Source organism: Kribbella voronezhensis, assembly GCF_004365175.1.
Lineage (GTDB): Bacteria > Actinomycetota > Actinomycetes > Propionibacteriales > Kribbellaceae > Kribbella > Kribbella voronezhensis.
This window is the reverse complement of sequence record NZ_SOCE01000002.1, coordinates 571,874-592,979: the sequence shown is the minus strand read 5'-3', so window position 1 is coordinate 592,979 and position 21,106 is coordinate 571,874. Positions and strand designations below refer to the sequence as shown.

Below are 21,106 nucleotides of genomic sequence, written 5' to 3'. Positions count from 1 at the left end.
CGGGGAGGCATGACCGCCTACGGCTTTCACGCTTCCCATGAACAGGTCCCGCCCGCCGACCTGCTGCAAGCGGTGGTGCGCGCCGAGCAAGCGGGCTTCACCGCAGCGATGTGCTCGGACCACTTCAGCCCGTGGAGTGTGCGCCAGGGAGAGTCCGGCTTCGCCTGGTCCTGGCTCGGCGCGGCGCTGCAGGCGACCGGGCTGCCATTCGGCGTGGTGAACGCACCAGGTCAGCGGTACCACCCGGCGATCATCGCGCAGGCGATCGGCACACTGGCTTCGATGTACCCCGGCCGCTTCTGGGCCGCCCTGGGGACCGGCGAAGCCAGCAACGAGCACATCACCGGCGACCCGTGGCCTCGCAAGGAGCTGCGCAACCAGCGCCTCGAAGAATCGGTTCAGGTGATCCGGAAGCTCTTGCAGGGCGACGAAGTGAGCCATGAAGGACTGGTGACTGTCGACCGCGCCCGGTTGTGGACCCTGCCGACCGAGCCGCCCCCACTACTCGCCGCCGCGGTCTCCACCAGTACGGCGAAGTGGTGCGCCGGCTGGGCCGACGGGCTGATCACCGTCGCCGCCGAAGAAGACCACCTGCGCCGGATGATCTCGACGTACAAGGAGAACGGCGGACGCGGCAAGGTTTGCCTGCAGGTCCATCTGAGCTACGCCGCCGACGAGGATCGCGCGCTCCGGATCGCTCATGATCAATGGCGGACCAACGTCTTCGCGCCGCCGCTGTGCTGGGACGTCGACTCAGCCGACGCGTTCGACCAGGCGGCGGAGCACGTGCCGCCGGAGGCGATGCGGCAGGCGGTGCGGGTGTCGTCCGAGCCGGCCCAGCACGCCGAGTGGCTGAACGCGTACGCCGGCCTGGGCTTCGACGCGATCTTTCTGCACCACGTCGGGCGCGAGCAGTCGGAGTTCATCGACGTGTTCGGCGAGAAGGTTCTCCCCCAACTGGAAGTGAGCGCACTGTGAGGCTGACCGAGACTGCTGACATCTGGTGGAAGAACGCTGTCGTCTACTGCCTGGACATCGAGACGTTCTTCGACACCGACGGCGACGGCCGCGGCGACATCCGCGGCCTGTCGCAGCGGATCGACTATCTGGCCGAGCTCGGGGTCACCTGTCTGTGGCTGATGCCGTTCTACCCGACGCCCGACCGCGACGACGGCTACGACATCACCGACTTCTACGGGGTCGACTCGCGGCTGGGCACGCACGGGGACCTGGTCGAACTGATCACGCTGGCCACGGATCGAGGCATCCGGGTGATCGCCGACCTCGTCGTCAATCACACCTCGGACCAGCACCCGTGGTTCCAGAGCGCGCGGGCATCGCGGCAGTCGCCGTACCGGGACTGGTACGTGTGGCGCGACGAGCCGCCGGCGGACGCGGACAAGGGCATCGTGTTCCCGGACAAGGAGACCAGCCTGTGGCAGTACGACGAACAGGCCGGCCAGTACTACCTGCACCAGTTCTACAAGCAGCAGCCTGATCTCGACATCGCCAACCCGGCGGTCCGGGACGAGATCCTCAAGATCATCGGGTTCTGGATGCAGCTCGGGTTGTCGGGGTTCCGGGTCGACGCGGTGCCGTTCCTGCTGGACACCAAGGGCGCGCAGGACGCCGGCCGGTTGCCGAGGCCGCACGACTACCTGCGCGACCTGCGGGCCTTCCTCGGCCGGCGCGACGGCCAGGCCATGCTCCTCGGTGAGGTCAACCTGCCGTACAAGGACACCCGCAGGTTCTTCGGCGACGAGGACGGCGACGAGCTGACGATGTGCTTCGACTTCATCGGCATGCAGAAGCTCTATCTGTCGCTGGCCCGGTCCGAACCGGCCGAACTGGTGAAGGCGCTGCGCGAACGGCCCGAGCCGCCGGAAGAGGCGCAGTGGGGAACCTTCGTCCGCAACCACGACGAACTCACGCTGGACAAGCTGACCGACGACGAGAAGCAGGAGGTCTTCGACGCCTTCGGGCCGGAGAAGACCATGCAGTTGTACGGCCGGGGTCTGCGCCGCCGGTTGCCGACGATGCTCGGCAACGACCAGGCCCGGCTCAAGATGGTCTACAGCCTGCTCTTCAGCATGCCCGGGACCCCGGTGCTGTTCTACGGCGAAGAGATCGGCATGGGCGAGAACCTCGAGATCGAGGGACGCAACGCCGTCCGGACGCCGATGCAGTGGACGAAGGGCCTGAACGGCGGCTTCTCGGAGGCCGATCCCGACGACCTGTTCCGGCCGATGGTCGAGGGCGACCTGTCGGCGGAGTCGGTGAACGTCGCGGACCAGCGCCGCGACCCCGATTCGCTGCTCAACTGGATCAAGTTGCTGATCCAGCGCTACCGGGAGAGCCCGGAGCTGTCCTGGGGCCACTGCACCATTCTCGACCCGGGTGTCCCTTCGGTCTTCGCCCACCGGTCCGACTACGAGGAGGGCACGGTCGTCGCGCTGCACAACTTCGCCGCCGAGCCGACCGAGGTGAAGCTCGCCGTCGAAGGGGCAGCGGCCGGCCTGCGGGTGGCGGACCTGCTCAGCGGCACTGTCACCGAGGTGGGCACCGACGGCACTCTTCGGCACCCGGTCGACGCCTACGGCTGCTGCTGGCTTCGTGTCCTGCACCCCGGCGATCGCTATCTGGTCTGAGGCGTTTGTGAGCCGGACCGGCGGGCACCGGCAGCCCATGACCAAGATCGGATACTTCCTGTCCAGTGAGGAATACACGCCCGCCGAGTTGATCGAACAGGCGCGCCTCGCGGAGGAGGCCGGCTTCGACGGGCTGTGGATCAGCGACCACTACCACCCGTGGAACGACGAGCAGGGCCAGAGCGCGTTCGTGTGGTCGACGATCGGGGCGATCTCGCAGGTCTGCGAGCTGCCCGTCACCACCGCGGTCACCTGCCCGACCGTGCGGATCCACCCGGCCGTGATCGCGCAGGCCGCCGCGACCAGCGCAGTACTGCTGAACGGCCGCTTCGCGCTCGGGATCGGCAGCGGCGAGGCCCTGAACGAGCACATCTTCGGCGACGCCTGGCCGACGGTCGACGTCCGCCTGGAGATGCTCGAGGAGGCCGTCGAGATCATCCGCCGGCTGTGGACCGAGGACGGTTTCGTCAGTCACCACGGTAAGCACTACACCGTCGACAACGCCCGGATCTACACCCGGCCGGACGCGCCGGTGCCGATCTACATGTCCGGATTCGGGCCGGAGGCAACCGATGTGGCGGCCCGGATCGCGGACGGCTACATCACCACCACGCCGGACTCCGACCTGCTGAAGCGGTTCCGCGAGAACGGCGGCGGTGACAAGCCCACCCAGGTCGGCTTCAAGGTCAGCTACGCACCGACCGAGGAGGAAGGGATCGAGCAGGCGCACCGGATCTGGGCGAACTCGGGCCTGCCTGGTGAGCTGTCGCAGGTGCTCCCGTCGCCGCGGCACTTCGAGCAGGCGAGCCAGCTCGTCACCAAGGAGCAGACCGCGAAGTCCGTGACGGCCGGCGCGAACGCGGCCGATCATCTGAAGGCGTTCCAGCCGTACCTCGAGGCCGGCTTCGACGAGATCTACGTGGCGAACATGGGCCCGCACTCGGTCGACATGATGAAGCTGTACCGCGACGAGGTGCTCCCCGAGCTCCGCCGACGCTGAACCCGCAGGAGCCGCTGAACCCCCAGGAGAAGCATGTTCGAAGGATTCACCCTGGACCGGATCCAGGTCGGCGACGTCACCCTGCGAGTCCGGTACGGCGGTTCGGGTCCGGCCGTGGTGTTGCTGCACGGGCATCCACGGACGCACACCACGTGGTACCAGGTGGCGCCGGAACTCGCCCGCGACTACACCGTGGTCTGCCCGGATCTGCGCGGCTACGGCCAGTCGGGCAAGCCTGCGGCGGACGACGAGCACACGCAGTACTCGAAGGCAGCCATGGCGGCGGATGTCGCCGGGCTGATGACCGCTCTCGGCCACGAGACGTACTCCGTGGTCGGCCACGACCGAGGCGCGCTGGTCGCCTTCCGGAGCGCGATGGACCATCCTGACCGGGTCAGCAAGCTGGTGGTGATGGACGGGCTGCCGGTCGTCGAGCACCTGGAGCGGTGCAGTGCCCGGTTCGCCACCGAGTGGTGGCACTGGTTCTTCTTCGCCCAGACCGCCAAACCGGCCGAGCGGGTGATCTGCGCCGATCCGGAGACCTGGTACAACGCCTGGACGGTCAACTCCCCCGATCAGCTCGGCCCGGAGAACCACGCCGACTTCCTGGCCGCCATCCGCGACCCGGCCACCGTGCACGGGATGGTCGAGGACTACCGGGCCGGCCTCGGCATCGACCGGCGCACGGAAGAGGAGGACCGCGCCGCCGGCCGGCAGATCGACTGCCCGATGCTGATGCTCTGGTCGACCAAGGACGACCTCGAACAGCTGTACGGCGACCCGCTGGCGATCTGGCGGCCATGGTGCCCGCAGGTCATCGGACACGGCATCGACTCCACCCACCATGTCGCCGAACAGGCTCCCGGCGCGCTGGTCGACACCCTTCGCGGCTTCCTCTGAGCGTCTCGCCGGATGGGCGTGTCGCGCCCTGCCGACGACAATGTCCGGGCGGTGCACTACGTTGTAGCCGGATCACTCCGGAGATGAGGGTGCTCCTGGTGCTGATGCCTGCCTGGAGCGTTCTATGCCCCCGCTCGACCCTGCCGCCGCCGACATGGCGGAGACCTTCGCCCGGCTGTCCCTGGAGCTCCACGACGCCGACGGCGTCGAGGAGACCATCGATGCCGTCGTCCAGTTCGCTCTCCAGGCCCTGAACTGCAGCTTTGCCGGTGTCGCACTCAATACGAGAGGCTCCAAGCCGCAGGTCGCCGCGGTGACCGATCCGGTGGTGGCCGATGTGTACGACCTGCAGCTCAACTCCTCGATCGGTCCGCTGGTCACCTCCTTGCGTGAACGCCGGACCGTGCTCATCCGGGACACCGGCGCCGACAACCGCTGGCCCGAATGGGCGGCCAAGGTGGCCGGCCTGGGCGTCCGCAGTGTGCTGGACGTTCCCCTGCTGACCGGTAACGACACCACCCGCACGGTCGGCGTACTGGGCCTCTACAGCCCTTTTCCGGATGCGTTCAGCGAGGACGACGAGGCGATCGCGCACATCCTCGCGCGGCACGCTGCCGTCGCGGTCGCCTCCGCGCGGCACGACGAGACCATGACGTCCGCGGTCGACGCCCGCAAACTCGTCGGCCAGGCGATGGGCATCCTGATGGAGCGCTTCGACGTCGACGGCGACCGGGCCTTCGCGATCCTGCGCCGCTACTCGCAGGACAACAACGTCAAGCTGCGCGACGTCGCCCAGCAGCTGATCGACACCCGCAAACTGCCTCAGCACAGCTACGGCGGCTCAGCCAGGTAGCCAGCCGACCTTGCCGATCAGGTACGTCGCGCCGACCAGCGCGACCACGTCGATCAGCGTGTGCGCGGCCACCAACGGCATCACCCGGCCCCACCGGCGATAGAGGTGGCAGAACAGCACCCCCATCACCACGTTCCCGGCGAAGCCACCGAGTCCTTGGTAGAGGTGGTACGACCCACGCAGTACGGCGCTCGCCGTCGTACGGCGGCGGAAGGACCAGCCCAGCTGCTCCAGTCGACGGGTCAGGTACCCGAGGACGATGACCTCCTCCAGTACCGCGTTCTGCGCCGCGACCGCGATCAGCACCGGCACCCGCCACCACGTGCCGGGCAGTTGCGCCGGGTCGACCGCGAGATTCACCCCTGACGCATGCGCCGCGAGGTAGAACGCCAGACCGACGCCACCCACACAAGCAGCCACGGCCGCTCCACGCCCGAGATCCCGTACGGCGTCCCGTCGGTCGAACCCCAGAGTCCGCAGGGACTCGCCACCGCGCGCCAGCAGGTGCGCGACCAGCGCGACGGGGACCAGCGCGGTCACGATGGCGAAGACCTGCCAGGCAAGGTCGAGCCACGGCCGTCCCGGCGCACGGGAACCGACGATCACCGCCGTCTGGTCACCGATCGGGTGATGGGAGGTCAGCACGCCGGTGAAGGAAATCAACGCCGAGACGGCCGATGCGCCGAGGGACAGCGCAAGGACCAGCCAGACCTCCTTCACCAGCACGCTGTCAGCTGTCGCCCGGTCCACCTGCCCGGCGCTGTCAGTGGAGCTGGTCACGCCTCAACTATCGCGCGTTCGTTCAACCGACTCGGAGCACGGGCGCGATGGTCTTGGTGCGAGCCCCTTCGTAGGCGGCGAGCAGGATGCCCAGAACGGCGATGCCTTCCTCCTCGGTGTGCAGCGGGCGCGTCTTGCCGAGCAGCGAGTCGGCGAAGTGGCCGATCTCGGCGACGAAGGTGTCGACCGGTTCCAGCTCGATGGTCGTGGTCTCACCGGAGCGGAGCCGAGTGGTGACGGAACTGCCGTCGCTGTGCAGAGCACCGAGTTCACCGACGACGGAGAAGCGCTCGGTGCTGGCGGCCGGCTGATAAGCCCAACTGGTCACCAGTTGACCGACGACGCCGTTGTCGAACCTGATCAGTACCTGCGCGGAGTCCTCGCCCTCCATGAACTTCAGCCGATGGGTGGACAGCATCGCGGTCGCCTCGACCGGAGAGCCGCCGGCCAGGTGCAGCATCAGGTACGTCGGGTGGTACCCGGTATCGATCAGCTCGCCACCACCGCTCGTCTTGGTGCTGGCGCGCCAGCCCATGTTCGCGGGGTCGAAGTCGTTGTAGAAGCTGTCGGTGGTCCGCACCTCGTAGACGGTGCCCAGGGTTCCGGCGTCGAGCAGTTCCTTGGCCTTGGCCACGGCGGGCATGAAGAGCTGGTTGTGCGCGCACATCAACGTCACGCCGTTCGCGCTGACCGCCGTACGGACGGCCGCGGCTTCTTCCGCGGTGAGGCAGAGCGGCTTCTCGCACAGGATGTGCTTGCCCGCCTCGGCGGCGGCGACGATGGCGTCCTGGTGCAGGTGATGTGGCAGGCAGATGTCGACCGCGTCGAGGTCCTCGGTCTCGAGCATCTGGCGATAGTCCGTGTACGGCGTGGCGCCCAGCTCGGCGCCGCGGGCAACGGCCGTTTCCTGGACCGCGTCGGCCACCGCGGTGACGCCGATCTTGTCCGCGTGCTCGCGGTATCCCTTGATGTGCGCGGACGCGATTCCGCCGGCCCCGATCAGGCCGACTTTGATTTGTGGCATGGAGGTCTCCTCGAAGGTGGAGTGGGGAGAACGGTCAGGCCTGGCGGCCGGCGTACGGGACGGTCCGGCCGGTGGCGGCGGCCTCGTTGGCGGCGACGACCATCCGGGTCAGTTCCACGGCACGGGCGAGGTTGTCGTCGGCCCGGGTGCCGTCGGTGATGTGGCCGACCCATTGGCCGAAGGGATCCTGGCTGTGGTCGGGCACGGGAAGTTCCTTGCCTGCGACCCGCAGTACGTTGCCTTCGTCTGTGTAGGTCAGGCTGCCGGCGGTGCCGAAGAGCTCGATCGTGAACGGGTTCGGGCTGGCGAATCCGGCCTCGATCACGCCGATCTTCTGGTCGGCGTACCCGACCGTCACCACCGCGTTGTCCTCCAGGTCGCGGCCGGCCACCGACCGGTACGTCGCGCTGACGGTTTCAGCGTCGGCACCGAGGAAGAGCTGGAGCAGGTAGACGGGGTGACAGCCGAGGTCGGTCAGCGCGCCACCGATGGCAGCCTCGGAGTCGAAGAAGCGCCGGGGCAACCAGCCGTCGGATCCGCCGTCCTTGGCGATGGCTCCATCGTGGGAGAGCCGGACGCGGCCGTACGTGAGCTGTCCGAGCTCGCCGCTGTCGAGCACCTCCTGGATCGCCTTGGTGTAACCGTGGGCGAGCCTGGGCAGCGAGACCACGAGCTTGACGTTGTTGGCGTCGGCGGCGGCGATGATCTCCTCCGCCTCGGCGACGGTCGGCGCGAGCAGCTTCTCGGTGAAGATGTGCTTGCCCGCGTTCGCCGCCTTGACCATCAGGTCGCGGTGCACGTTGGTCGCCGTCGTGATGATGACGCCGTCGAGGTCCTCGCGACTCAGCAGCGCGTCGAGATCATCGGTGTACGGTACGCCGAACTGATCCGCGCCGGCCTGGCCGAGTGCGCGGTCGTCGTCCCACACGGCGACCAGTTCCGTGCCGGGATGCTGCTCGGTCTGTTGGGCGTAGTCCTTCGCGTGAACGTGCCAGAACCCCAGGACCGCGAGCTTGAGCGGTTGCGACACAAGTTCCTCCTGACATAGTCGACCCGTCCATCCAACACCGGATGACCGCCGGGCGACAGTTCACCGCGAGCCGCAACTGCCTGTAGTTATCTTTCGGCAGCCAGACCGACAGGCCGACAGGTAGGCCGGCCTGCCGGTCGGCGCCTCCGATTGCCGGAGGTGCCGACCGGGGACGGGAACTACCAGGTGTGGGCGACGTCCACGACGATGCGGCTGGTGTTGTTCGTGCCGGTGAGAGTGAACACCCGGAACGGGAGGCGGGCGCGGACGCCGAGGCCGATCGCGGTCTCACCTTCGAAGCTGCCCGCGTAGGCGACCTGCCGGAAGGTCCGGAAGCCGCTGACGTTGGTCAGTTCGTCGATGTTCGCCGGGTTGTAGGTGCTGTGGCCGGCGTCGTCGTAGGTGGGCACCGACAGGATGATCTCCAGCTTGGCGCCGCCACGCAGCGGCACGAGCGCCCCTTGCCCGCTGGTGTAGACATTCGGCACGTAATGCACGCGGAACCACGACGGCTTGCCGCGGACGTCGAACACGATCCGGTCGAAGCAGTCGTGCCGGCCGGTTCGGACGTTCGTCAGCTGACCGAGGCCGCGATAGGTACTTGCCTCAGGCAATGAACCCCAACCGGTGGGGCACGTGGTGGTGGTCGCGTCGGCGACGGCCGGCACAGCGACCGCGGCTGCCGGGACGGCCGCGACGGCCAGGACGGCGAGGGCGGCTCGGAGAGGTCGGCGGATCGGTCTGTGGTTCGGTCGGTGGTTCGGTCGGTGGATGAGGTGGATCGACTTCATGATTGTCCCCCCTTAGAGACACTTGGTAGATGCGCTCAAGCGGCCCGAAGTTGACATAATGCGGCGGTGATTTCAGGTGCCCGCCGGACCACGGATTGCGATCGATCCGATCCAAGCGACTGACCTACGGCTCGGCGACCGACCTACGGCTGGGCGCCCTACGGCTGGGCGACCTACGGCTGGGCGCCCTACGGCTGGGCGACCTACGGCTGGGCGACCGCCCCCTCGGCGGCCGCCGCCGCTTCGGCCGGCGGCGAATCGGTGGGCGGCGAATCGGTGGGTGGCGGATCGGTCGGCGGTTCGACTCCTAGAGCGGCCGCGAGGAACTGGGGAACGTCGACGGCGGGGAGCCCGACCAGGCCCGTCGTACTGAGTTCTCTGATCGCGCGTTGTTTGACGGACGCCGAGGAGTGGTCGTCCACGGCCGGCACCGGCTTCGTCCCGCTGGAACGCAGGGAGACGAACTTCGACAACAGGTCGAACCAGAACGGTCCACCGAGCATGACCAGGAGGGCAGTCAGCAACCATCCGGCGACAGTCGCCGTACGGTGCCAGGTCCAGGCACTGTCGGACCGCCACTCGGCCCGGCTCTGCGAGTCCCAGCCGACCGGCAGACTGAACTGCTGCATGGCCGACGTGGCCTTGGCGATGGAGTCGAGCTCATCGGCCGCCTGACCGTTCGCCGCCACCTGACCGGCGGCATCAACCACCGACTGCCGTACTACGGAGTTGTGCCACAAGTCGTCCGCGACAGTCGTCGTCGCCGCGTTGCCCGCCACCGCGAACACCAGCCCGACGATGAACAGCAGCAAGGTCACCCACTTCTTGTAGGCACCCTCGGCCCGGCTCATCGTCTCGTCGAACCACGACTCCAGTCCGGCCCTGATCTCCACCAACTCGCCTCGCGTCTGCCGCACCAGCGGATCCAGCCGTTTCCGCAGATTGGCCGGCAGTTGGTCCATCGCCACCAGACGGTTGCCTTCGACAATCATCTCCAGGGTGGCATCGGCGAACGCCTTCGCCGACAGGTAACTCGGGCGGCGCTTCTGGGTCAGCAGGGCCTTGCCCGCACCCTCCCGCGCCGCCGCGTACACCGACGTACCGGCGAACATCGTCCAGGCTTTCGCGACGTCGGTGTCGTCCACGTCCTGGCCGGCCAGCATGTGCTTGACGGTCTTCTCCAGGTCGGCCGAGCGTTTCCCGAACAGCCGGGAGACGAACTCGACCACCGCCGACGAGGCGGTCGCGATGACGAAGAACATCAGCGCCAGCCCGATGGCGGTCTCCAGTGCCTGCGATCCGAACACAGCTCCCCCTCGCCGATTGCGCCCGACACCGGCAGCATAGGGCCGGCGACGGACAGGAACGAGTCAGGAGCGGTGGCGGCTTCTCAGCTCAGCGACCACGCGGCTTGCCGCGCCGCGCAGGCTGCCGCTTGGCGGCCTGCTTCTTGGCAGCTTGATTCTTGGCAGCCTGGCTCTTGGCGGGCTGGTTCTTCGCCGAGGCGGCCTTTTTCTTGGGGTCCGACTTCGGTGCCGACGCCGTCGCCCCTCGCGTGCTGTTGACGCTGCGCCCGCGAACGATGCCGATGAACTGTTCCATCAGCCCGGTGGTTTCCGCCTCCGGCCAGGTCAGCGCGACCTGCGACTCGGGCGCGTCCGAGACCGGCCGATAGGTCAGGTCCTTGCGATGATGCAACCGCGCCAGCGACTGCGGTACGACGAGCACGCCGGCGCCTGCCGCCACCAGTTCGATCGCGGCGGCGGTTGTCGCCGGCCGCTCGAACGCCGGTTCGCCCGGCAGTTCGTCCCAGCCGAGGGTGTCGTCGAGCGGATGCAGGACGAACTCGTCGGCGAGGTCCGCCACGGTCACCTCGTCGGCCGCGGTCACCAGGTGATCCTTCGGTACGACGACCACCGTCGTCTCCGTATAGAGAGGTATCGCGCTCAGCCCGGTCCGGTCGATCGGCAGCCGGACCAGCCCGGCGTCCGCCGTACCGGCCCGTACGACGTCGGCCGCTTCGGCGGCGGTCACGCCGATCAGGGTGAGCGCCACCCTGGGCAGCCGCTCGTTCCAGACCCGCACCCACTTGGTGGGCGTCACCCCGGGGACGTACGCGAGCCTGAAGGATGCCGGTCCGTCGGGAGCTGTCACCGGCTCAGGCTATCGGGCGTGGTCGGAGCAGGGGCGTGCGCTCGTTACCCTTGACCTCATGAGCCCGCAGAAGACGACCCAGACGATGAAGCCCGCGACCGCGGCGAAGAAGCTGGGCGTGTACCTCGAAGCCACCCCCGCGGAGTTCCAGGAGGGTGTCGTTTCGCGCGACGAGCTCAACTCCCTGCAGGCCGACCCGCCGGAGTGGCTGCGCGAACTCCGCCGTACCGGACCGCACCCGCGCCCGGTCGTCGCGGCCCGGCTCGGCGTCTCGATCTCCGGCCTCGCCCGCGGCGGCGTCACCGACGCACTGACCACCGAGCAGATCGAGGCACTGCGGGAAGAGAACCCGGAGTGGCTGCAGCGCGAGCGCGAGACCCAGGCCGAAGTACAGAAGGAAGCCGAGCGCATCAAGGCCGCAGCCGAATCCCGCCGCCGAAGCTGACGACTGCAGCTTCGTCGGCACGGACCGGTCGGTGACCGCGCCGGGTTGCGCCCGGCTGGTCAGCCGGCCGAGAGGGCCAGGCGGCGGACGCCCAGGCGGGACGTGAGCTTCTTGGTGAAGTCGTTCGGAAGGGACAGCCGGACGACCTTCGACCAAGCGGACGCGACCTGCTTCGGGAGCGGGCCTGTGGTGTACTTCAGGCCGTACTCGTCGAAGATCGCCCGCACCTTCGGCGCGATCTCCTGGTACCGGTTGCTCGGCAGGTCCGGGAACAGGTGGTGCTCGATCTGGTACGACAGGTTGCCGGTCATGATGTGCATCGCGCGACCGCCGGAGATGTTCGCCGAGCCGAGCATCTGCCGCAGGTACCACTCGCCGCGCGTCTCGCCGTCGATCGACTTCCGCTCGAAGGTCTCGACGCCCTCGGGAAAGTGACCGCACATGATGACCGAGTGCGCCCACACGTTGCGCACGATGTTGGCTGTGAAGTTGGCCGCCAGCGTGTGCAGCGCCGACGGACCCGACAACAGCGGGTGGACGACGTAGTCCTTCGTCATCTGGCCGCGGATCTTCTTGAAGACCTGCTTCGCCCGCGCCTTGAACTCGGGGTCGCGGCGGCGCTCCTTGCTCGCCAGGTTCTTCCCGAGTTCCAGGTCGTACGCCGCGATGCCGTACTCGAAGAACATCGCGTTGATGAAGTTCCAGAGCGGCTGGGCCAGGTAGAGCGGGTACCAGCGCTGGTCCTCGTCGACGCGCATGATGCCGTAGCCGAGGTCGTTGTCCTTGCCGACCACGTTCGTGTAGGTGTGGTGCAACTCGTTGTGCGAGTGCTTCCACTGGTCCGACGGCGAGGCGTGGTCCCACTCCCAGGTGGTGGAGTGGATCTTCTGGTCCCGCATCCAGTCCCACTGGCCGTGCATGACGTTGTGGCCGATCTCCATGTTCTCCAGGATCTTGGCCACCGACAGACCGGCGGTGCCGATCAGCCAGGCCGGCGGGAACAGGGACAGCAACAGCACCGCCCGGCTGGACAGCTCCAGCTTCCGTTGCACGTTGATGACCTTGCGGATGTACGCCGCGTCGGACGCGCCCCGGGCCTCGATCACCTCGGCCCGGATCTCGTCCAGCCGGCGACCGATCTCCTCGATGTCGTCGGCGCTCAGGTGGGCGATCGGGTTGTCAGCCTTCTTCTGCAGCACTGTCATAGGGAAATCTCTCTCAGGAAGGGAAGGAAGGAAGGCGGGGGCTTTGGGAAAGGAAGAAAGGAAGGCGGAGGGGCGGGTGACTAGAGGTCGATGTCGCAGGAGCCGGCCGCGGCCGAGATGCAGGTCTGGATCAGGACGCCGTCGCCGGGCGCGGCCGTGGTGACCTCGCCGGAGCGCAGGTCGCGGACCGAGCCTTCGCGCAGTGGAAGCACACACGAGAAACAGATACCCATCCGGCAACCCGACGGCATCAGGACGCCGGCTTCCTCGCCGGCTTCGAGGATCGGGGTGGCACCGTCGGCTTCGAGGGTGACGCCGGCTCCGGTGAAGCGGACGGTCCCGCCGTCACCCGGTTCGGCCAGGGCGGTCCGGAAGCGTTCGGTGTGCAGCAACTCAGGCGCTGCCCACTGCTCCTCGAGCGCGTCGAGAAGGCCGGCCGGGCCACACGCCCAGGTTTCCCGCTCAGCGAGATCAGGTACGAGTTCCGCAAGGGCAGCGACGTCGAGGCGGCCATGCGTATCGGTGTGCTGCTCGACCAGGCGGAGCCGGCCGTCCTCGGCGAAGCCGCGCAACTCGCTGCCGAAGATCACGTCGTCGGCACAGGCCTCGGAGTGGACCAGTACGACGTCCGTCAGCCGGTCGAGCCCGGCGCGCAGCATGCCCATCACCGGGGTGATGCCGCTGCCACCGGTGACGAAGAGAACCTTGCTCGGTGCCGGGTCGGGGAGCACGAAGTCACCGACGGCCTGGTCGAGATGGACCAGTTGGCCGGGACGCAACTCCTGCGCGAGGTGTGCGCTGACGACGCCGTCGGGCACCGCCTTCGCCGTGATGGTGAGGAGCCCGTTCTCGGGTGCGGAGGTCAGGGAGTACGAGCGCCAGAGCCGTACGCCGTCGACCTCGAGGCCGATCCGGACGTACTGACCCGGCTGGTGGCCGCGCCAGGCGCCGCCAGGCCGTAGTACGACGGTCACCGCGTCCGCGGTCTCCGGGCGGACCTCGACGACGCGCGCCCGCAGGTCGGCGCCGGATCGCAGCGGCCGGAACATGTCGAGGTAATCGGCCGGATCGCGCGGGTGCGTCGCGGCGGCCGCGAGCTGCCAGACCCGCTCGCGCAGCCGTCGGCGCGAACTCGCCCGCGGGCTCTGATCGGGCACGAAAGTCGTCATACACTCCAATGTCCTCGACCGAGGGTGTAATTTCATGACCGTAGGCGGTGAATCTGTCTCCCGATCTTGTACGGAGCGAACAAAGAATGGCCGATCCCGATCCCATCCGTCACGCCAGCCGCACGGCTCGGGGTGCCGCCGACCTCGAGCTCGGCGAGGCGGCGATGGACCTGTTGCGGTCCCGCCTGGTCGACATCGCGGAGAACACCGTGACCGCCATCATCGCCGAGGTGCCCGGCTACACCAATGCGCTGGCCGGCCCGATGGGAGCCAAGATCGAGGGCGCCGTCCAGCTCGCCCTCGGAGGATTCCTCCGCCTGGCCAGCAGCGGCGATCCCGGTACGCCGCTGACGCCGGCCCTGGAAGGCGCGTACATCCTCGGTCGCGGTGAGGCGCGCAGCGGCCGCAGCATGGACGCATTGCTCGCCGCCTATCGCGTCGGAGCCCGTGTCTCGTGGCGAGAGCTGTCCGGTACTGCGGTCGAGGTCGGCCTGTCCGCCGAAACGCTGGCCAAGTTCGCCGAACTCGTCTTCGCCTATATCGACGAACTGTCCGCGGCAAGCGTCGCCGGACACACCGACGAGCTCGCGACGAGTGGCCAGGTGCGTCAGCGCTACCTGCAGGCTCTCGCGCGGAGTCTCTTGCAGGGCGACTCCGCGGACCAGCTCGCCGACCGGGCCGAGCGAGCCGACTGGGAGCCGCCCAAGACCTTGACCGCGGTGATCCTGCCGAATGCACACGTCCGCGGGGTCCTTGCCGCCTTGGATCCGCGCACGCTGAGAACCGAGGACGAGCTCCCCGGACTCGAGAAGGAGGACGTGGCAGTGCTGTTGGTTCCCGACGCGCACGGGCCGGCGCGACCCGCGCTCCTTCGGGCTCTGCGCGGACGGCAGGCGTGGGTCGGTCCCGACAAACCGTGGACCACCGTGCGTACGTCGTACGAGAGAGTCCTTCGAACGCGCGATCTCGGGCTGGTCGTGGAAACCAGCACGCCGGTCGACACCGAGCATCACCTGGCGAGTCTGGTCGTGACCTCGGATCCGGCGGCGCTCGAAGATCTCCGCGCGCGCGTCCTCGCGCCGTTCGCGAAGCTGCGTCCGGCGACGGCCGAGCGGCTCATCGAGACCTTGCGGGAATGGCTTCTGCAACTGGGCCGGCGCGACGAGGTGGCGGCGGCGTTACATGTCCATCCGCAGACCGTGCGGTACCGGATGGGCCAGGTGCGGGAGCTGTTCGGTGATCTGCTCGACGACCCCCGGACCGTGCTCGACCTCACGATCGCGCTCGCCGCCGAACCGCTTCGTTAGGCTGATCCGACCATGGCGACTGAAAACCCTCTTCGTTCCACCGGAGTGCCGGACTACGAGCTCGAGGAGACGATCGAGCTCACCACAGCCGAGCAGGTGCGGGCGATCAGCGACCCGCTCCGCACCACCATCCTCGGGCTGCTGCACGAACGCGCCGCGACCGTCACCGAACTGGCGGCCGCCGTCAAACGCCCGAAAAGCACCGTCGCGCACCACGTCAACGTGCTGGCCACAGCCGGCCTGCTGCGGGTCGTGCGGACGAAGCGGGTCCGCGCGATCGACGAGCGGTACTACGGTCGAGCGGCGCGGATGTTCTACGTCGGACTCGGGCGGCAAGGGGAGGGTTCACCGCTCCCCCACGACTTCAACGACTTCGAGGTCGCCATGAAGGAGTCGGCCGCGGCGTACGAAGCCGGCCAGATGCGCTCGTTCATCCGGCACGCCCGCATCCCCGAGGAACGCGCGGCCGAGTTCTGGCAGCGGGTCGACCAGGTGATCCACGAGTTCGACCAACTCCCGCGCTCGGGCGACACGACGTACGGCTTCACCGTCGGCCTCTACCCGATCATCGACTACCCGATGCTCCCTCCGGTCACCGAGGACTGAGAAGTCCCCCACGTCGCCCCCACGCTCGCTCCTTCGTCGCTCACTGGTCGCTCCTCCCACCCACCCGGCGTCGCGGGCTCCTCCGTCGCCCGCTCGAAAGGCGATCGCGCCGCAAGCCCCATCGCCCAATAGACCGTGGTGCCGCCGGACTCCGCTGGTGCCCGAGCTCGCCAACCAACCCGTTGCGCCCCGACCTCGCTGATGCACCAGGTCGCCGACAAACCCGTGTTGGCACCGACCTCGCTGGTGCACCAGGTCGCCAACAGCCCGTGGCAGCACCGACCTCGCTGGTGCACCAGGTCGCCAACAGCCCGTGGCAGCACCGACCTCGCCGATGCACCAGGTCGCCAACCAACCCCGGTTGCGCTGACCTCAGTCGTCGGCGTCGAGTTCTCCGAGTCGCTTCCGGATCTTGTCTCCGATGGCGGTGAGGGTCTCCAGCTCCTCGGCCGTGAGGTGGTCGATGAACGTGTTGCGGACCTCCGCGACGTGGAGTGGAGCGGCCGCCTCGATCAGTGCACGGCCCTGTGGTGAGATCACGATGATCGCGCCGCGCTGATCGGTGAGACAGCGCTCGCGCGCCACGAGGCCGCGCTTCTCCATCCGGCTCAGGTGTTGCGACAGCCGGCTCTTCTCCCAGTGCAGCAATCGGCCCAGCTCGAACGGACGCAGCCGGCCGTCGGCCGCCTCGGACAGGTGCGCCAGGACCTGGTAGTCCGGCGTCGACAGGCCCGACCTGGTCCGCAGTTGGCGGTCGAGGTACTCGGTCAGAGCGTCCTGCATCGCCATCAGGCTCCGCCAGGCCCGGTCCTCCCGGTCGTTCAGCCACCGCGTCTGCGTCACGCCACGATCCTACACGACTTGGTTGATGTGTGAACTACCTGTGCTACGTTGGTTCACACGTTAACTATTTGGAGGAGATCATGACGGCTGTACCGCAGTACTCGATCGTCGGCAGCGGGAACGTCGGCTCGGCGCTGGCCCGGCTCTTCGCCCGCGCGGGCATCGAGGTGAGCATCGCGAACACCCGCGGGCCGGAGACGCTCCGCAAGCTCACCGACGAACTCGGCGCCGGCGTCCACGCCGTACCGCTGGAGCAGGCGCTGGCGAGCGACGTCGTCCTGATGGCGATCCCCTTCCCGGCGATCGCGGAGTTCGGCCGGTCGCTGCCGGACTGGACCGGCAAGACCGTGGTCGACGCGACCAACGCGCACTACGCATCCAACGCCGAGGAGATCCTCGGCGGCCGGCCGTCGTCCCAGTACGTCGCGGCACAGCTGCCCGGCGCGACAGTCGTCAAGGCGTTCAACCAGCTGCCCGCCAAGGTGCTGTCCGAAGCGCTCGACCCCGCCGTCGGGCGGCGCGTCGTCTTCGTCGCCTCCGACGACCAGGAGGCCGGCGAACGGATCGCGAAGCTCGTCGACTCGCTCGGCCTGTCGCCGGTTCAAGTCGGACGCCTGGACGAAGGCGGCCGGCTGATAGAGGCCCCCAACGCGCTCGTGCTGCGAAACCTGGTCGAACGCCCACTCTCCTGACGTCGAAAGGCACCCAACGATGAACCCCGAGGAGTACGCCGATCCGGACTCGCTTGGGCTCGGCCGGCTGGACGAGCAGGCCAAACGCGTCCTGTTCACCGAGGCCCGGACCGCGAACACCTTCGCGGACACCCCGGTGCCGGACACGGAGCTGCACGACATCTGGGAGCTCGCCAAGTGGGGTCCCACATCGGCGAACACCCAGCCGCTGCGCGTGCTCTACGTCCGTCCCGGTGAAGCGCGGGATCGGCTGGTCAAGCACATGAACGAAGGCAACCAGGCCAAGACCGCGTCCGCGCCGGCGGTGGCCGTGCTCGCGACCGACACCCGGTTCCACGAGCACATCCCGTACTTGCTCCCGTTCCGGCCGGAGCTGAGGGACACCTTCGCGGCGAACGCGGAGCTGCGGACCGAAGCGGCGAGGTTCAACGCGATTCTGCAAGCCGGCTACTTCATTCTGTCGGTCCGCGCGCACGGTCTGGCGGCCGGCCCGATGGGCGGGTTCGACGCGACCGGGATGGACAGCGAGTTCTTCCCCGACGGCCGGCTGCACTCGATCCTGGTCGTCAACATCGGGCACCCGGGCGAGGCCAGCTGGCGCCCCCGCCTGCCACGGCTGTCACACGACGACGTGCTCCAGTGGGCGTGACAGTGCGAGGATCGGCGGATGGGATTCACCTCGACGGCGGTCGCCCACACGCCCACTTTGGACATCGCCTTCGAAGAGGCCGGGCCGCCTGACGGCGTACCGGTCGTGCTGCTGCACGGCTTCCCGTACGACGTCCGTTCGTACGACGCGGTCGTGGCGCCGCTGGTCGCGCGGAACGCCCGCGTGCTTGCGCCGTACCTCCGCGGCTTCGGGCCGACCACCTTCCGCGACCGGGACACGTTGCGCTCGGGACAGCAGGCCGCGCTCGGGCAGGATCTCGTCGACTTCATGGACGCGCTCGGCCTCGAGTCCGCCGTCCTGGCGGGCTACGACTGGGGCGGCAGGGCTGCCTGTATCACCGCGGCCCTGTTCCCCCAGCGAGTCCGGGGGCTTGTCACCGTCGACGGCTACAACATCCAGAACATCGCCGGCGCGAACGAGCCCACCTTGCCGGAGTGGGAGAGCACGCTGTGGTACCAGTTCTACTTCCACTCCGAGCGAGGACGGCGTGGGCTGACTCAGCATCGCGAAGAGCTCTGCTCGCTGCTGTGGCGCATGTGGTCCCCGACCTGGGCGGAGGCCGGGGCGGCCTTCGCTGCCAGTGCACCGAGCCTGCACAATCCCGACTTCGTCGACGTGGTCATCCACTCGTACCGTCATCGGTACGGACTGGTTGCCGGCGACCCTCGCTACCAGCAGATCGAAGAACTGCTGGCGCAGCAACCGCCGATCGCAGTGCCGACGGTGATGCTCGAGTCCGGTGCGGACGGCCTACTCGGACCGAGCCCGGCAGGCGACCGGCCGCACTTCACCGGCCCCTACGAGCACCGAGTCCTCGAGAATGCAGGACACAACGCCCCGCAGGAGGCCCCAGACGACTTCGCCGACGCAGTCCTCAGTCTGCTGTGAGTGCGGCGAAGGCTCGACTGTCGGTGGCGAGGAGGTCGGGCTCCTCGGTGGCCGCGAAGTGGCCGCCGCAATCGCGCAAGTCGTCCAGCTCTGCATCCGGCACAGCGATCAACTGGTCCGACAGGGCAACTCCGCTTCGTCGACGACAGTCGGCAACTCGTTCCCGCCGATCTGCCGGCCGGCGCGGATGATCCCGGCAACTGCGGCGATCAGGATCAAGGCGACTTCCAGGGCGCCGTACGCGACGGCTGTCGGCTCGAGGCCGAAGCGTTCGGCGGCGAGCCCGGCAGCCAGTGCGGGCACACTGAACGCGAGGTAGCTGACGATGTACATCGTCGCGAACACCTCCCCGCGCTGGGCATCCGGCGCCGCCTCACCGAGTGCGTTGACGGCGAACCGGAACCCCGCGCCGAAGCCCAGCCCAGCGACTGCCGATCCGGCGACGTAGAGCGGCAGCGTAGTCAGCAGCATCGCCGCCATAGTGACCAGAACACCGAGGGCGAGCGTTCCGTACCCGAGCCACTCGCGCCATCGCGGCGGGGTGACGGTCGAGACGACAGTGCCGGCTGCACCGGCGGCGAAGAACACTCCGAGCACGACGCCGACGACGAAATGGCTGTGCACATCGAGGACAGCGCCGAGCACCGACGACCCCAGTGACAGGTACAACCCGGCGAGCGCCCACGTCGCGGCCATCGAAGGAATCAGGGCGAAGAAGACCGGCCGCACGGCCGACGGAAGACCGGCGCTCGGCCGCAGCGACCTCCACAGCGACTCCCGCGAGGTCGGCTCCGGACGGGCGCGCTCGGGAATCAGCCAGACGAGCGCTGCAAGCACCAGGTAGACCGCGGTGAGGATCCAGAAGACGAGCTGGCGAGGCAGCGGCGCGAACTCCACGAGGGCACCGGCGAGGACCGCTCCGATCACGATGCCCAGGGACGGGACCGCGCTGCTGACGACCGAACCGAACCGTGGGTTCGGCGCCGAGTCCAGGATCATGGCTGTCGTCGTACCGGTGGCTGCGCCGACGGCAACACCCTGCACGATGCGCGCGACCACCAGGGCGCCGGTACCTCCGGCGATCGCGAACAGCACCATGCCCAGCGCCAGCAGCACGAGGGCTCCGGAGGCGACCGGACGACGGCCGACCCGGTCCGAGAGCGAGCCGACGGTCAGCAAGGCGGCGAGCAGCGCGAAGACATAGACGGCGAAGACGACCGTCAGCACGAACGCCGAGAACCCCCAGAGCCGCTGGTAGACGGGATACAGCGGCGACGGCGCCGACGCGGCAGTCAGCGTGGCTGCGCCGGCCGCCCCGGCGACGACGAACGAGACTGAACGGCTGAACACGAGAGACCTCCATCCAAAAGCAATAATCTTTGCTCTAAGGACATCAGTGCCCCAGTCCACCCAAAAGCAAACTTCTTTGCTTAGAATGGTGCCGTGCCTGATCGACCGAGTCGCCCGGGAGGGCGCAGCAACCGGGTGCTGACCGCGATCTACACGGCCGTCGGCGAACTCGTCGGTCAGCGCGCCGACAAGATCAGCTTTCCGGTCATCGCCGAGCGCGCGGGGGTCAACCCGACGACGCTCTACCGGCGCTGGGCCGACGTCAACGCGCTGCTCGAGGACGTCGCCGTCGCAGCCCTCACGCGCGACGGTGAGTCCGTACCCGACACCGGGTCCCTCGAGCGGGACCTGACCGAGTGGGCGAACATCATCGCCCGCGACATCAACCGTCCCGAGCGAGCCCGCTACCTGCGGGCGATGGTGGCGGCCCGGGTCGACCTGGTCGCGAACTGCGCGATCACCGACGCGCGCCGCGAGCAGGCGGCGGAGATGGTACGGCGCGCCAACGAACGCGGAGAGAAGACGCCGACCGTCGCGCAGATCCTCGACCACATCGTGGCGCCGCTGTATTACACCGTCGTCTTCGCCCTGCCGCTCGACGACGACCACGCCGGGCGCCTGGTCCGCGACGTACTCGCGATGGCCCGCTGAGCCCCTCCGGCGACCAATTCGGACCGCCTGCGGCCTTCGGGGCGAAGGTACAGTCTTCGACTACCCGATGCTTGCTCCTGTGTCCGTGAAGAGGGTTGAG

General features: G+C 68.4%; 22 protein-coding genes. 12 read left to right on the top strand and 10 right to left on the bottom strand.

Translation table 11 applies throughout. From position 1 onward, the window contains the following. Positions 1 to 9 precede the first annotated feature (9 nt). The 5 genes from EV138_RS30100 (at position 10) to EV138_RS30080 (ending at position 5,401) form a co-directional block, all read left to right on the top strand. On the top strand, positions 10 to 978 hold the full coding sequence (locus EV138_RS30100) for a TIGR03885 family FMN-dependent LLM class oxidoreductase (protein WP_133983026.1): 969 nt from the start codon (positions 10 to 12) through the stop codon (positions 976 to 978). Further along, positions 975 to 2,648, top strand: a complete 1,674-nt coding sequence (locus EV138_RS30095) for an alpha-amylase family protein (RefSeq protein WP_133983024.1) — start codon at positions 975 to 977, stop codon at positions 2,646 to 2,648. Before EV138_RS30100 ends, EV138_RS30095 begins: the two co-directional genes overlap by 4 nt. Before the next feature lie 37 nt (positions 2,649 to 2,685). Next, on the top strand, positions 2,686 to 3,648 hold the full coding sequence (locus EV138_RS30090) for a TIGR03557 family F420-dependent LLM class oxidoreductase (protein WP_133983022.1): 963 nt from the start codon (positions 2,686 to 2,688) through the stop codon (positions 3,646 to 3,648). A gap of 33 nt (positions 3,649 to 3,681) precedes the next feature. Then, positions 3,682 to 4,548 carry an alpha/beta fold hydrolase gene (locus tag EV138_RS30085; protein ID WP_133983020.1) on the top strand — a complete coding sequence of 289 codons (867 nt, stop codon included), beginning with the start codon at positions 3,682 to 3,684 and terminating at the stop codon, positions 4,546 to 4,548. Positions 4,549 to 4,672: 124 nt separating this feature from the next. After that, the gene (locus EV138_RS30080) at positions 4,673 to 5,401 is read left to right on the top strand and encodes a GAF and ANTAR domain-containing protein (protein ID WP_133983018.1); all 729 of its coding nucleotides are present in this window, start codon (positions 4,673 to 4,675) and stop codon (positions 5,399 to 5,401) included. Here the strand turns inward: EV138_RS30080 and EV138_RS30075 are convergent. The 6 genes from EV138_RS30075 to EV138_RS30050 all read right to left on the bottom strand — a co-directional run bounded on the left by EV138_RS30075 (position 5,390) and on the right by EV138_RS30050 (position 11,180). Continuing rightward, positions 5,390 to 6,181, bottom strand: coding sequence for a CPBP family intramembrane glutamic endopeptidase (locus EV138_RS30075; RefSeq protein WP_133983016.1), 792 nt, complete (start codon positions 6,179 to 6,181; stop codon positions 5,390 to 5,392). The genes EV138_RS30080 and EV138_RS30075 overlap by 12 nt on opposite strands. 22 nt (positions 6,182 to 6,203) lie before the next feature. Then, complete coding sequence (locus tag EV138_RS30070; RefSeq protein WP_133983014.1) at positions 6,204 to 7,205, bottom strand: Gfo/Idh/MocA family protein; 1,002 nt, start codon at positions 7,203 to 7,205, stop codon at positions 6,204 to 6,206. A 34-nt stretch (positions 7,206 to 7,239) separates the two neighbouring features. Next, the gene (locus EV138_RS30065; RefSeq protein ID WP_133983012.1) at positions 7,240 to 8,235 is read right to left on the bottom strand and encodes a Gfo/Idh/MocA family protein; all 996 of its coding nucleotides are present in this window, start codon (positions 8,233 to 8,235) and stop codon (positions 7,240 to 7,242) included. Between the two features lie 179 nt (positions 8,236 to 8,414). Continuing rightward, positions 8,415 to 9,026, bottom strand: a complete 612-nt coding sequence (locus EV138_RS30060; RefSeq protein WP_202867006.1) for an AMIN-like domain-containing (lipo)protein — start codon at positions 9,024 to 9,026, stop codon at positions 8,415 to 8,417. Between the two features lie 203 nt (positions 9,027 to 9,229). Beyond that, positions 9,230 to 10,333 (bottom strand): hypothetical protein, encoded by a 1,104-nt coding sequence (locus tag EV138_RS37475; protein WP_166678799.1) that lies wholly within the window; start codon positions 10,331 to 10,333, stop codon positions 9,230 to 9,232. An 88-nt stretch (positions 10,334 to 10,421) separates the two neighbouring features. Then, entirely contained in the window at positions 10,422 to 11,180 is a 759-nt protein-coding gene (locus EV138_RS30050; RefSeq protein ID WP_133983008.1) for a LysR family substrate-binding domain-containing protein, read from the bottom strand. 58 nt (positions 11,181 to 11,238) lie between these two features. On the opposite strand from EV138_RS30050, the gene EV138_RS30045 reads away from it, so the two are divergent. After that, positions 11,239 to 11,625, top strand: a complete 387-nt coding sequence (locus EV138_RS30045; protein WP_133983006.1) for a DUF5997 family protein — start codon at positions 11,239 to 11,241, stop codon at positions 11,623 to 11,625. A 59-nt stretch (positions 11,626 to 11,684) separates the two neighbouring features. Here the strand turns inward: EV138_RS30045 and EV138_RS30040 are convergent, their stop codons facing one another. Both EV138_RS30040 and EV138_RS30035 read right to left on the bottom strand, forming a co-directional pair. Beyond that, entirely contained in the window at positions 11,685 to 12,830 is a 1,146-nt protein-coding gene (locus EV138_RS30040; RefSeq protein ID WP_133983004.1) for a fatty acid desaturase family protein, read from the bottom strand. A gap of 80 nt (positions 12,831 to 12,910) precedes the next feature. Beyond that, positions 12,911 to 13,999, bottom strand: a complete 1,089-nt coding sequence (locus tag EV138_RS30035; RefSeq protein WP_133983002.1) for a ferredoxin reductase — start codon at positions 13,997 to 13,999, stop codon at positions 12,911 to 12,913. 86 nt (positions 14,000 to 14,085) lie between these two features. Between EV138_RS30035 and EV138_RS30030 the strand changes: the two genes are divergently transcribed. Continuing rightward, positions 14,086 to 15,306: a PucR family transcriptional regulator gene (locus EV138_RS30030; protein ID WP_133983000.1), complete on the top strand. Its 1,221-nt coding sequence runs from the start codon at positions 14,086 to 14,088 to the stop codon at positions 15,304 to 15,306. 12 nt (positions 15,307 to 15,318) lie between these two features. Continuing rightward, complete coding sequence (locus EV138_RS30025; RefSeq protein WP_133982998.1) at positions 15,319 to 15,912, top strand: ArsR/SmtB family transcription factor; 594 nt, start codon at positions 15,319 to 15,321, stop codon at positions 15,910 to 15,912. A 372-nt stretch (positions 15,913 to 16,284) separates the two neighbouring features. On the opposite strand, the gene EV138_RS30020 is transcribed toward EV138_RS30025, so the two are convergent. Then, positions 16,285 to 16,755 carry a MarR family winged helix-turn-helix transcriptional regulator gene (locus EV138_RS30020; protein WP_202867004.1) on the bottom strand — a complete coding sequence of 157 codons (471 nt, stop codon included), beginning with the start codon at positions 16,753 to 16,755 and terminating at the stop codon, positions 16,285 to 16,287. Between the two features lie 80 nt (positions 16,756 to 16,835). Here EV138_RS30020 and EV138_RS30015 point away from each other — a divergent pair, with 80 nt between their 5' ends. Genes EV138_RS30015 through EV138_RS30005 form a run of 3 tightly spaced genes read left to right on the top strand, consistent with a single transcriptional unit; the run spans position 16,836 to position 19,005 of the window. Beyond that, the gene (locus EV138_RS30015; protein ID WP_133982996.1) at positions 16,836 to 17,447 is read left to right on the top strand and encodes an NADPH-dependent F420 reductase; all 612 of its coding nucleotides are present in this window, start codon (positions 16,836 to 16,838) and stop codon (positions 17,445 to 17,447) included. A gap of 19 nt (positions 17,448 to 17,466) precedes the next feature. Continuing rightward, on the top strand, positions 17,467 to 18,096 hold the full coding sequence (locus EV138_RS30010) for a malonic semialdehyde reductase (protein ID WP_133982994.1): 630 nt from the start codon (positions 17,467 to 17,469) through the stop codon (positions 18,094 to 18,096). 18 nt (positions 18,097 to 18,114) lie between these two features. Beyond that, the gene (locus tag EV138_RS30005) at positions 18,115 to 19,005 is read left to right on the top strand and encodes an alpha/beta fold hydrolase (RefSeq protein WP_133982992.1); all 891 of its coding nucleotides are present in this window, start codon (positions 18,115 to 18,117) and stop codon (positions 19,003 to 19,005) included. 108 nt (positions 19,006 to 19,113) lie between these two features. Here the strand turns inward: EV138_RS30005 and EV138_RS30000 are convergent, their stop codons facing one another. Then, entirely contained in the window at positions 19,114 to 20,355 is a 1,242-nt protein-coding gene (locus EV138_RS30000) for an MFS transporter (protein WP_166678798.1), read from the bottom strand. A gap of 93 nt (positions 20,356 to 20,448) precedes the next feature. On the opposite strand from EV138_RS30000, the gene EV138_RS37470 reads away from it, so the two are divergent. Next, positions 20,449 to 21,006: a TetR-like C-terminal domain-containing protein gene (locus tag EV138_RS37470; RefSeq protein ID WP_202867003.1), complete on the top strand. Its 558-nt coding sequence runs from the start codon at positions 20,449 to 20,451 to the stop codon at positions 21,004 to 21,006. The last annotated feature ends 100 nt before the right edge of the window (positions 21,007 to 21,106 follow it).